Below are 11,761 nucleotides of genomic sequence, written 5' to 3' on the forward strand. Positions count from 1 at the left end.
CGGGAATCACCGACGCCTAGGATCTGTTGACGCCACTGGCAATGACAAAGGGAGAGGCGCAGCAGTGATGGACGTCCGGAATGTGATCATCATTGGATCGGGTCCCGCCGGCTACACGGCGGCCGTCTACTCCGCGCGTGCGGACCTCAAGCCCCTGATCTTCGAGGGATCGGTCACTGCCGGCGGCGCGCTGATGAACACCACCGAGGTGGAGAACTTCCCCGGGTTCCCCGACGGCATCATGGGCCCCGACCTCATGGACAGTATGCGCAAGCAGGCCGAGCGGTTCGGCGCCGAGCTGGTCGCCGACGACGTCGTCGAGGTCGACCTGACCGTCACTCCCAAGGTCGTCAAGACCGCCACCGACACCTACCACGCCAAGGCCGTCATCCTGGCCATGGGCTCCGGCTACCGCGAGCTGGGCGTGCCCAACGAGAAGCGGCTGTCCGGCCACGGCGTCTCCTGGTGTGCCACCTGTGACGGCTTCTTCTTCCGCGGCCAGGACATCGTGGTCGTCGGCGGCGGCGACACCGCCATGGAGGAGGCCATCTTCCTCACCCGGTTCGCCGGCTCGGTGACCGTCGTGCACCGCCGCGACGAGCTGCGCGCCAGCAAGATCATGCAGGACCGCGCGTTCGCGAACGAGAAGATCCGCTTCGTCTGGGACAGCGAGGTCGTCGACGTCCTGGGCGAGAACAAGGTCAGCGGGGTGCGCCTGCGCAACCTCAAGACCGGCGAGGAGAGCGAGCTCGCGGCCACCGGCCTGTTCATCGCGATCGGTCACGACCCCCGCACCGAGCTCGTCAAGGGCCAGGTGGAGCTCGACGACGAGGGCTACATCAAGGTCGACTCCCCCTCCACGCGCACCAACCTGGACGGTGTCTTCGCCGCCGGCGACGTCGTCGACCACACCTACCGCCAGGCCATCACCGCCGCCGGCACCGGCACCGCCGCGTCGCTGGACGCCGAGCGCTGGCTGAGCGACCACGACGACAACTGAGACCAACCGCAACCTCGGATAGGGAGAGCAGCAACCTTGGGTGCCATCAAGAGCGTGACCGACGCCAGCTTCGACGCCGACGTCCTCAAGAGCGACAAGCCTGTCATCGTTGACTTCTGGGCCGAGTGGTGCGGCCCGTGCCGCCAGGTCGCGCCGATCCTGGAGGAGATCGCCAACGAGCAGGCCGAGAAGCTGACCATCGTCAAGCTGAACGTCGACGAGAATCCGTCAACTGCCGGCAATTACGGCGTACTCCAGATTCCGACCCTGAACGTCTATAAGAACGGAGAGGTCGTGAAGCAGATCATCGGTGCGAAGCCGAAGGCCATGCTGCTCCGCGAGCTCGAGGGCATCATCTAGGCCCCCTGCGGCTGGTCGCACCCCACAGCGCACGCCGTACCACCCGCTTCCGAGCGGCACACCCACCCAGCGAAAGCCCCCTCGCCCGACGGCAGGGGGCTTCCGCGCGTCCGCGGCGGGTCCGTGGCGGGTCCGGCGGCGCGCCCCGGTACGGCGGGGCGGCCCCGCGAGGGGGTGCGGCTTGTGCCGGCCGAAGGGTGTGCGCCTTGCCCCGGCTGAGGCATGTGCGGCTTGCGCCGGCCGAAGGGTGTGCGGCTTGCCCCGGTCGGCTGAGGGCCGGCGCGAGTGGCAGGCGTGCCGTAGCGCCTCACAAGGCGGCCGTGACGCCCTCTCCGGGCGGGGGGCGCGGCCCGGGGGCGGGGCCGGGGGGAGAGACCGTCAGACGGGCCGTAGCGCCCTCTCCGGGCTCATGGAGCCCAGCAGCCTCTCCAGCGCCACCTCGACATCCTCGCGCCACGACACGGCGGTCTTGAGCTCAAGCCGGAGCCGGGGGAAGCGCAGATGCGGCCGGACCGTCTTGAACCCCACCGAGAGCAGGTAGTCGGCGGGCATCAGGCAGGCTCCCGGCTGCTCCCACTTCAGGTCGCCGAACGCCTCGATCGCCCGGACCCCGCGCCGGGTCAGGTCCTTGGCCACACCCTGGACCAGCATCCGGCCCAGACCGCCGCCGGAGAACTCCGGGACGATGTGCGCCGTCATCAGCAGCACGGCGTCGGCGCTGACCGGCGAGGTCGGGAAGGCCACCGAGCGCGGCACGTAGTGCGGCGGCGCGTAGAGCACGAACCCGGCCGCCACCCCGTCCACATAGACGATCTTGCCGCAGCTCCCCCACTCCAGCAGCGTGGAGGAGATCCAGGCCTCTTTCTCCAGCCCCGGATCGCCCACCTCGACCGCCCGGTTCCCGTTGACGGGGTCGAGCTCCCAGAAGACGCACCGGCGGCACCGGCGCGGCAGGTCATCGAGATTGTCGAGTGTGACGTTTGCCAGCCGACGCGACACCTGTTGGCCCCAATCCTGGCGAGACGAGCGCAAGCCATGGCGAAAACCGCGCGAAAACGACGTCTTCAGCTGGCATCGTAGCTCAGGGAGGGCCTCTGTTTCAGGGTCTCCCGTCCCCCCACGCAGACGACAACCGCCACTGACGTACCCTGGTTTCTCTAGCATGAGCACCATGTGCTCCACATGACCTAGGAGGTGGACCGTGCCCCAAGACTCAGATCACGGTCAGACCATCGCGCCCCAGGGGTCGCGGATCGACGCCTACGTCGATCGGTACGCCGCACGAGCTGCCGGGATGGTCGCCTCCGAGGTTCGAGCTCTTTTCGCCGTCGCGTCGAGGCCCGAGGTGGTCTCGCTGGCCGGCGGCATGCCGTACGTCACCGCGCTCCCCCTCGACACCGTGGGAGAGCTCGTCGCCGACCTGGTGGCCCGCCGCGGCCCGGTCGCGCTCCAGTACGGCTCCGGGCAGGGAGACCCACATCTGCGTGAGCAGATCTGCGACGTCATGCGCATGGAAGGGATCGAGGCCAACTCCGACGACGTCGTCGTGACGGTCGGTTCACAGCAGGCCCTCGACCTGATCACCCGGATCTTCATCGACCCCGGCGACGTCGTGCTCGCCGAGGGGCCCTCCTACGTCGGCGCCCTGGGCACCTTCGCCGCCTACCAGGCCAAGGTCGTCCACATCGCCATGGACGCCGAGGGGATCATCCCCGAGTCGCTCGCCCAGACGATCTACGCCCTGAAGACCGCGGGCAGCCCGATCAAGTTCCTCTACACGATCCCCACCTTCCAGAACCCGGCGGGGGTGACGCTCAACACGGCGCGCAGGCAGCAGGTGCTCGACATCTGCCAGCGGGCGGGCGTGCTGATCGTCGAGGACAACCCGTACGGCATGCTCGGGTTCGACGGCGAGCCCATGCGGGCGCTGCGTGCCGACAACGCCGACGGCGTCGTCTATCTCGGCTCGTTCTCCAAGACCCTGGCCCCCGGTTTCCGGGTCGGCTGGGCGCTCGCCCCGCACGCCATCCGCGACAAGCTGGTGCTGGCGATGGAGTCCGCGGTCCTGTCCCACTCCTCCTTCACCCAGCTCGCCGTCGGCCAATACCTCGCCACCCAGCCGTGGCGTGAGCAGATCAAGTCCTTCCAGGTCCTCTACCGCGAGCGCCGGGACGCCATGATCAGCTCGCTTGAGGCCCTGATGCCCGCCGACGTCACCTGGACCCGCCCCAGCGGTGGTTTCTTCGTCTGGGCCACCCTCCCGGAGGGGCTCGACTCCAAGGCGCTGCTGCCCCGCGCGGTCTCCGAACGGGTGGCCTTCGTCCCGGGCACCGGCTTCTACGCCGACGGCGGCGGCGCCCGCCACATGCGGCTGTCCTACTGCTACCCGGAGCCCGACCGCATCCGCGAAGGCGTCCGCCGCCTGGCCGGAGTGATCGAGCAGGAGCTACGGCTGCGCGACACGTTCGGCACCGGCTCCTCGCCCGACCACATCGGCGTGGACACCCCGGGGCCGGATCTCGCCTGATCCCACCCGGACACACCCCCGGGGCCAGTCCTCGCCCGACCACATCAGCGCGGACCCCCGGGGCTCTGGTCCCCAGCCCGCCCACATCAGCGCGGATCATCCTCAGGACCAGTCCTCGCCCGATTCCGCGCGGGCGCCCAGGGCCCGGATCCTCGCCCGGCACCTTCCTCGGCGGGCGCCCGCTATGACAGGCGGCCACCGACATGGGCTCCCTCGGGTGCGCGCCGGGGCGGCGAGTTGCCGTACGGTGATTTCCGGCGCCGTTGTGCGGCGATCACCCTGATCGTGGTGAGCGTCTCCCTTGGTCCGGCGCAGGCTGCGTAGAGAGGTATTTCGGGTGAGTGATCTGGGCTATGTGCTCGTCCTGGCAGGCGGACTGTCCTACGAGCGGGAGGTGTCCCTCCGCTCGGGCCGCCGGGTGAGCGAGGTGCTGCGCAACGCGGGGATCGTCGTGGAGACCCGTGACACCGACGCCTCGCTGGTGCCGTCCATCCTCGCCGATCCGCCGGACGCGGTCTTCGTCACCCTCCACGGTGGGGCGGGCGAGGACGGCGCCATCCGCTCGGTCCTCGAACTCCTCTCCGTCCCCTACGTCGGCGCCGGCCCCGACGCCTGCCGCGTGGCCTTCGACAAACCCACCGCCAAGACGGTCGTCCGCTCCGTCGGTCTGCGCACTCCCGACTCGGTGACGCTCCCCAAGGAGACCTTCCACGACCTCGGCGCCTCCACCGTGCTGACCCGCATCGTGGAACGCCTCGGGCTTCCCCTGTTCGTCAAGCCCTCCCGAGGCGGCTCCGCGCTCGGCGCGTCGACCGTCCGCACCGCCGAAGACCTTCCGGCCGCCATGGTCGGCTGCTTCGCCTACGGTGACACCGCACTGATCGAGCGCTGCGTCGAAGGCGTCGAGGTGGGCGTGGCGGTGGTCGACCTCGGCGAGGGCCCGGTGGCCCTGCCCCCCGTGGAGATCGTTCCCGACAAGGGCGTGTACGACTACGCGGCCCGTTACACCGCCGGCCACACCGAGTTCTTCGCCCCTGCCCGCCTGTCGCCCGAAGCCTTGGCCGCCTGCGCCGAGATGGCGGTGACCGCGCACACCGCCCTCGGTCTCCGTGACATCTCCCGCACCGACCTCATCGTCGACAGGGACGGCCTACCGCATTTCCTGGAGGTCAACGTCGCCCCCGGCATGACCGAGACCTCCCTGCTCCCCATGGCCGTCGAAGCCGCCGGCGACGACCTCGGCACCGTCTGCCGGGTGCTGCTGGAGCACGCCGCCGCCCGTGGCGCCGCCTGACCCCGCCGCCCCGCATCCTGACCGCCCGGCGTCCCGGACCGGCCGCCCGGCATCCCGGACCGGCCGCCCGGTACCCCTGGATGGAATCACTCCGTCCCAGAGCGGTGCCGGGCGTCCCTGTCTCACAGCCCAGGAGTCCCTACCCCAGATCTCACCCCCCGGGCGCCCCTGCCCCGGCCGGGACGGCCGCCAGGAGCGCCCGCTCCTGTCTTCGAACAGCCCTGCTCTCCGGACCCGGACAGCCCCGCACTGGACAAGCCCCGCACCGGACAGATCCTGTCGCCGGAAAGCTCCTGACGCCGCCTCGGCCGCTCCGCCCGCCATGCCGAGCCGCCCGCTCTCGGCCTCGGGCAGGGCCGTCCGCTCCAGATGACCCTCATGCCGTTCTCCCGATCCGGGGTGGCCACTGCGCCCGCACGGGTGCCGCGCCTCTCCGCCGCCTCCGGATGATCTGATCGGCGGAGCACTCCGCACCCGCTGATCGGTGGAGGAGGGGAACGGCATCCGTAGGGCGCAGGGATACAACGGCCGCAGGGGTACGGCAGCGCACAGGGATACAACGGCCGCAAGGGTATGGCAGCACACAGGGGACGACAGCACGCAGGGGTACGGCGGCGTGCCGGTTGGTCACGGGAGCCGCTCGCCTAGGCTGGCCCTGTGCTGACTCCCACCCCCTTCCCCAAGAGTTTCGCCAGCGACAACCACGCGGGCGTGCACCCCGCGGTCCTCGCCGCCGTCGTCGACGCGAACACCGGAGATGCCCCCGCCTATGGCGGAGACAGCTGGACCCGGGCCATGGAGGACGTCTTCCGTGCCGAGTTCGGCGCCGGGGCGACCGTCTACCCCATGTTCAACGGCACCGGCGCCAACGTCGTGGGGCTGGGTCTCACCCTGCGCTCCTACGATGCCGTGCTCTGCCCCGCCACGGCCCACATCAACACCAGCGAGTGCGGTGCCGCCGAACGCCTGCTCGGCGCCAAGCTGGTCCCCCTCCCCACGGAGAACGGCAAGATAACGGTTGACGGCATCCGTGGTGAGCTCTCCGCGCTGGGCAACGTGCAACGCTCCCAGCCCCGCGTCATCTCCATCTCCCAGGCGACCGAGTGCGGCACCTGCTACACCGCTGACGAGATCGCCGAGCTCGCGGAGTTCGCCCACGCGCGCGGCCTCTTCCTTCATGTGGACGGCGCTCGCCTGGCGAACGCGGCGGCCTGGCTCGACTGCTCGATGCGCGCGCTGACCACGGACGCGGGGGTGGACCTGTTCAGCTTCGGCGGCACCAAGAACGGCGCCATGGGCGCGGAGGCGCTCGTCATCCTCAATCCCGAGCTGGACGCCCCGGCGCTGTTCCTGCGCAAGCAGGGCATGCAGCTCGCCTCCAAGATGCGCTATGTCTCCGCCCAGCTGACCGCGCTCCTCACCGGTGGTCTCTGGCGCGAGAACGCGGCCCACGCCAACGCGATGGCCCACCGCCTCTCCGACGGCGTCGCCGGTCTTCCCGGCGTCTCGCTCCGCTACCCCGTCCAGTCCAATTCCGTCTTCCCGGTCCTCCCGGAGAAGGCGATCGCCGAGCTCCAGCAGCGCTATCTCTTCCATGTCTGGGACGCCGACGAGAACGTGGTGCGGTGGGTGACGTCCTTCGACACCACGGCCGAGCATGTCGACACCTTCGTCTCCGACATCCGTCTCGCCGTCCACGGAGCGAGCAGCGGCACGTGATCACCGCCTCAAGGAGCGACTGTTTCACGTGAAACAGCGGCATCGCTCTCAGGGTGGAGTTTCACGTGAAACAGAAACACGGTCCCCTGGGGCAGGGTTTCACGTGAAACAGAGAGCGCCGTTCGCTGGTCTTCTGTTTCACGTGAAACAGAAGACCAGCGCCAGAGGGTCGGGTCCCGGGAGCCATGTTCTCCACGGCGCTGTTTCACGTGAAACAGCGGCCCCGCACGGACCGGCCACGGTGGACGATCGACCGGAGACCGCAGTGCTCAGGGATGCCGCTTCAGTCGATGCCCGCGCGCACTTTCCGGACGCCACCGTTGAGAACGACGCCACCGTTGAGAACAGGGCACCGGTACGCGGAGGGTCACCGTACTCGGAGTGGGTAGGCGGCAGGGGTGGGCCGCGACCAGCCGACCGGGCTGGCCGCCTACGTCGTGGTGGAGGCGCTCGCCTCCGACGTTCTCGCACTCGGGCAGACGGTCATCGTCGACGCGGTGAACGAGCCGAGGAGGCGCGGGAGCAGTTGGCGTGGCCTGGCCCGCCGGCGGGGTGTGGCGCTGCGCTACATCGAAGTGGTCTGTCCCGACCGCGCCTTGCATCGGCGACGGCTTGAGGCCCGTCAGCGCGATATCGACGGGTCCGCCGAACCGACCTGGGCGTCGGTGGAGGCGCGACGCGCGAACTTCGACGTCTGGCGCGAGGAGCGCCTGATACTCGACTCCACCGCTTCACTGGCCGGCAACGCGCGGGTCGCCATGGCCCATCTCGGCGATGCTCGCTGAGATCCCCTGTCGAGCGCTTCGGAACGATCTCCGCAGCCGGCGGAGGCCGGCACCGCGCGCGGCGTCTCAGCTGATCCACGGAACGGGATCCAGCGGCGTCCCTGACCCCTCCCAGGCGCCTACGCCCCGGGGACGGCTCTCCCCTCCGCCTGCCGTACCGGCGCCGCATCCCCCTTGGACAAGAAGAGAGCGGACAGAAGAGGGCGGGCTCCCTGTTTCACGTGAAACAGGGAGCCCGCCCTCGAAACCTCGTCCGCGGAGGGGAGAGTCACTCCTCGGCTGTCTGCATGGAGCCCGGGGCCATGGTCCCGATGATGCGCTCCAGATCGTCGATGGTCGCGAACTCCACCACGATCCGGCCCTTGCGGCGGCCGAAGTCCACCTTCACCCGCGTCTCGAAACGGTCGGAGAGACGGTCGGCCAGGTGCCGGAGCGCGGGCTCCTCGGCCGGCTTCGCCCTCGCGGTCTTCTGCGTGGGCGCCGGGGCCGCCTTGGCATCCCCCACCGCCACGATCTCCTCGACGGCGCGGACCGACAGCAGCTCGGCCACGATCCGGTCGGCGAGCCGCTCCTGCGCCGCGGGGTCGTCCAGGGTCAGCAGAGCGCGGCCGTGCCCGGCGGTGATCGTGCCGGCCGACAGGCGGAGCTGGACCCGGGGAGGAAGGTTGAGCAGCCGGAGCGTGTTCGTCACATGGGAGCGGGAACGGCCGATGCGGGCGGCGAGCTGCTCGTGGGTCGCATCGAAGTCGTCGATCAGCTGCCGGTAGGCCGCCGCCTCCTCCAGGGGGTTGAGCTGCTCGCGCTGGAGGTTCTCGATGAGCGCGTCCAGGAGGAGCTTGTCCTCCTGGGTGCTCCGCACGATCGCCGGGATCTCCTTGAGCCCGGCGAGCTTGGAGGCGCGCCAGCGGCGCTCCCCCATGATGAGCTCGTAGCGCTCTCCGTCCACCGAGCGCACCACGACGGGCTGGAGCAGACCCACCTCGCGGATCGAGGTGGCCAGGTCCTCCAGCGCCTGATCGTCGAAGATCTCCCGGGGCTGACGGGGGTTCGGCTCGATGTCCTCGATCGGGATCTCAAGGAAGTAGGCCCCCGCGACCGGCCTGAGATCCGGGGCCGGCTGCCGCTGCGCGACCGGCTCCGGCGCGACCATCGTCGCGGTCGCCGACGGCGCCACGGTCTGCGCCGGGGGTGGGCCCGTCGGAATGAGGGCCGCCAACCCCTTGCCGCCCATCCCTCTTCTCGGCTGCTTACTCACTGCCCCTCCCACGGCTCAAGATCTGCGCCCTCGGCGTTCCCACGACGACGACAGCCGTAAGTCTGTCAACGTTCACACGGCCGCGCCACGATGTGCCATCTCGCGGGCGGCGTCCATGTAGGCCATCGCACCGCTGGAGCCCGGGTCGTAGGTCATGACCGACTGGCCGTAGCTCGGGGCCTCGGAGACCCGGACGCTCCGGGGGATCAGCGTGTTCAGCACGGTGTCACCGAAGTGGGAGCGGACCTCCTCGGCGACCTGGGAGGCGAGCCGGGTCCGCCCGTCGTACATCGTCAGCAGGATGGTGGACAGATCAAGCGCGGGGTTCAGATGGGCGCGGACGAGGTCCACGTTCCGGAGCAGCTGGCCGAGACCTTCCAGCGCGTAGTACTCACACTGGATGGGGACCAGCAGCTCGTTGGCGGCCATCAACGCGTTGACGGTCAGCAGGCCGAGCGACGGCGGGCAGTCGATGAAGACGTAGTCGAGCTCGATCTCCTTGTACGCGGCCAGCGCGCGCTGGAGGCGGGCCTCCCGGGCCACCATGGAGACCAGCTCGATCTCGGCGCCGGCCAGGTCGATCGTGGCGGGGGCGCAGTAGAGCCCGGGCATCTCCGGGACCTCCTTGACGACCTCCGCCAGGGACATGTCCTCCACCAGGACCTTGTACATGTCGGGCACGTCGCCACGGTGCTCGATGGACAGCGCCGTGGAGGCGTTGCCCTGCGGGTCGAGGTCGACCACGAGCACCCGCTGCCCGTGCATGGACAGCGCGGCCGCCAGGTTCACCGAGGTCGTGGTCTTGCCCACACCGCCCTTCTGGTTGGCGACGGTGAAGATGCGTGTCTTGGGAGGGCGGGGCCAGCCTTCCCCCCGGGTCCCCATGGAACCTCCAGGAGCCGCCGTGGTCGTCTGGGCCGATGTTTCACGTGAAACCACTGAGCTGAGTGCCTCTCGTACCAGCGGCGAGTCGCCGGGATTAAGGGGGGTCTGGGTCACGGTCGTCGTCCTTTCAACCGAGCTGGCTACGGGGGCGGGAGCCGGTGCGGGCCATCCCAGGCCAGAGGAGCGTCGATGGGGCGGGGTGACAGGACTCTTCGGCCAGCCGAGACCGCCCGCCGCGCTGACGATCGCATTCACACGGTCATTCACTGGCCTCGTACTCGCTTTACTCGGTCTGTCTACTGGCGTCGTGCCCGCTTCGATCGCGATTCACGATCCTTCCGGCGAGAGGCCTGCCGCGCTCCTTCGGGGGTCCGACCGGCGACCACTCGGATGAGAGTTGCAGGCGGCTCGACCTTACCGTGCCCGACCGATACAAGCTCGGCGGTCTGCACCCCACTGGACCGCAATTGCCCCTCGGCGTCCGCCAGCTCCTCCGCTGCCCGCTCTCCCTTCATCGCGAGAAGCTCGCCCCCTTCGCGCAACAGCGGCAGTGACCACTTCAGCAGCCGGTCGAGCGGCGCCACGGCGCGCGCGCAGGCCACGTCGAACTCGCGCTTCCCCACGAACTCCTCAGCCCGGCCGCGCAGCACCTCGACGTTGTCGAGCTTCAGCGCCTCCACGCACTCCTCCAGGAACACCGTCCGGCGCAGGAGCGGCTCCAGGAGCGTGACCTTGATGTCCGGCCGTACGATCGCCAGGACCAGGCCGGGCAGGCCGGCGCCCGAGCCGATGTCGACCAGCCGCACGTCGGCGGGGACGGCCTCGGCGACCACCGCGCAGTTGAGCAGGTGGCGGTCCCAGATGCGGGGCACCTCGCGGGGCCCGAGCAGCCCGCGCACCACCCCGGGCCCGGCCAGCAACGCCGCGAACGCCTCCGCTCTGGACCAGGCGTCGCCGGTGAACACCTCGCGCGCAACCTCGGGCGGCTCGGGGATCTGCTCGTTCACTCGACGCTCACTCTTCCTCGGGACTGTCTGGGTCAGGATTTTCTAAGGCTAACGGCCCGTCCCGTACGGGCGCACAAGGGCGGGCCGCGAAAAAGGCCGCCGTCCCCGGGGAACCGGGGACGGCGGCCAGTGTCTGTGCCTGTCTGCGTTATGCGGGCAGGACCACCACGAAACGCCGGGGCTCCTCGCCCTCGGACTCGCTCCGCAGCCCCGCCGCGGCGACCGCGTCGTGCACGATCTTGCGCTCGAACGGGGTCATCGGCTGCAGCGCCTTCGGCTCGCCGTTGCGCTTGACGTCCGCGGCGACTTTGCTGCCGAGCTCGCGCAGCTCCGTCCGGCGGCGGTCGCGGTAGCCGCCGATGTCGAGCATGAGCCGCGAGCGCTCTCCGGTCTGGCGGTGGACGGCGAGCCGGGTCAGCTCCTGGATCGCCTCCAGCACCTCGCCGTTGGGGCCCACGAGGTCGCCGCCCTTGATGTCCACGACCGACACCACGGCGCGATCGCCCTCGACGTCCATGTCGATGTCACCGTCGATGTCGGCGATGTCGAGCAGACCCTCGACGTAGTCCGCCGCGATCTCGCCTTCCTGCTCCAGCGCAGCGAGATCCGGAGCCGCCTTCACGGTCTCCTTTTCGGCCTCGGCCTCGGTCACGTCCGGCCACTCCTTCGTGCTGTCAGGTTGTCGTCAGGACTTCTTGCTACCGGTCCGCTTGCTGCGCGGCTGGCGGGTCGGCTGCTGGCGGGTCGGCTTGGGCTCCGGCGGCGCGGGCGGCGCCTCGGGCTCGGGAGCGGCCTTCTTGACCTTGCTCAGCAGGCTCGGCTTGGGCTCGGGGGTCACCATGTTGCCCTTGGCGTCGACCACCGGGGAGGGGTTGCGGCTGTAGAACCAGTGCTGCTGCCCGAGGGTCCAGAGGTTGGTGGTGACCCAG

The 11,761-nt window shown here is 69.9% G+C and carries 11 protein-coding genes and 1 pseudogene; 6 read left to right on the forward strand and 6 right to left on the reverse strand.

Annotated elements, in window-relative coordinates; translation table 11 throughout:
- Nucleotides 1-64: 64 nt before the first annotated feature.
- Entirely contained in the window at nucleotides 65-1,000 is a 936-nt protein-coding gene (trxB, locus tag ACWDS7_RS18135; protein ID WP_306861575.1) for a thioredoxin-disulfide reductase, read from the forward strand.
- A gap of 36 nt (nucleotides 1,001-1,036) precedes the next feature.
- On the forward strand, nucleotides 1,037-1,360 hold the full coding sequence (trxA, locus tag ACWDS7_RS18140) for a thioredoxin (RefSeq protein WP_451930208.1): 324 nt from the start codon (nucleotides 1,037-1,039) through the stop codon (nucleotides 1,358-1,360).
- 378 nt (nucleotides 1,361-1,738) lie between these two features.
- Here the strand turns inward: trxA and ACWDS7_RS18145 are convergent, their stop codons facing one another.
- Complete coding sequence (locus tag ACWDS7_RS18145) at nucleotides 1,739-2,359, reverse strand: hypothetical protein (RefSeq protein ID WP_012895722.1); 621 nt, start codon at nucleotides 2,357-2,359, stop codon at nucleotides 1,739-1,741.
- 295 nt (nucleotides 2,360-2,654) lie between these two features.
- On the opposite strand from ACWDS7_RS18145, the gene ACWDS7_RS18150 reads away from it, so the two are divergent.
- From ACWDS7_RS18150 to ACWDS7_RS18165, 4 genes are all read left to right on the forward strand, one after another.
- Nucleotides 2,655-3,887 (forward strand): aminotransferase-like domain-containing protein, encoded by a 1,233-nt coding sequence (locus ACWDS7_RS18150; RefSeq protein ID WP_451930213.1) that lies wholly within the window; start codon nucleotides 2,655-2,657, stop codon nucleotides 3,885-3,887.
- A gap of 337 nt (nucleotides 3,888-4,224) precedes the next feature.
- Nucleotides 4,225-5,181 (forward strand): D-alanine--D-alanine ligase family protein, encoded by a 957-nt coding sequence (locus ACWDS7_RS18155; protein WP_451930209.1) that lies wholly within the window; start codon nucleotides 4,225-4,227, stop codon nucleotides 5,179-5,181.
- Between the two features lie 657 nt (nucleotides 5,182-5,838).
- A complete protein-coding gene (locus ACWDS7_RS18160; protein ID WP_451930210.1) occupies nucleotides 5,839-6,900 on the forward strand; it encodes a threonine aldolase family protein in 1,062 nt (353 codons plus the stop codon).
- Nucleotides 6,901-7,298: 398 nt separating this feature from the next.
- Nucleotides 7,299-7,685, forward strand: coding sequence for an AAA family ATPase (locus ACWDS7_RS18165; protein ID WP_451930211.1), 387 nt, complete (start codon nucleotides 7,299-7,301; stop codon nucleotides 7,683-7,685).
- Between the two features lie 268 nt (nucleotides 7,686-7,953).
- Here ACWDS7_RS18165 and ACWDS7_RS18170 read toward each other — a convergent pair whose 3' ends face one another.
- The 5 genes and pseudogenes from ACWDS7_RS18170 to ACWDS7_RS18190 form a co-directional block, all read right to left on the reverse strand.
- A complete protein-coding gene (locus ACWDS7_RS18170; protein WP_451930212.1) occupies nucleotides 7,954-8,940 on the reverse strand; it encodes a ParB/RepB/Spo0J family partition protein in 987 nt (328 codons plus the stop codon).
- A gap of 72 nt (nucleotides 8,941-9,012) precedes the next feature.
- A complete protein-coding gene (locus tag ACWDS7_RS18175; protein ID WP_306861586.1) occupies nucleotides 9,013-9,825 on the reverse strand; it encodes a ParA family protein in 813 nt (270 codons plus the stop codon).
- A gap of 296 nt (nucleotides 9,826-10,121) precedes the next feature.
- Complete coding sequence (gene rsmG / locus ACWDS7_RS18180; protein ID WP_306861588.1) at nucleotides 10,122-10,832, reverse strand: 16S rRNA (guanine(527)-N(7))-methyltransferase RsmG; 711 nt, start codon at nucleotides 10,830-10,832, stop codon at nucleotides 10,122-10,124.
- A 148-nt stretch (nucleotides 10,833-10,980) separates the two neighbouring features.
- The gene (locus ACWDS7_RS18185; protein ID WP_306861590.1) at nucleotides 10,981-11,484 is read right to left on the reverse strand and encodes a Jag family protein; all 504 of its coding nucleotides are present in this window, start codon (nucleotides 11,482-11,484) and stop codon (nucleotides 10,981-10,983) included.
- A 33-nt stretch (nucleotides 11,485-11,517) separates the two neighbouring features.
- Nucleotides 11,518-11,761: pseudogene (locus ACWDS7_RS18190) on the reverse strand (membrane protein insertase YidC); the annotation flags it as partial.

It is taken from the genome of Streptosporangium sp. NPDC003464 (assembly GCF_053588315.1).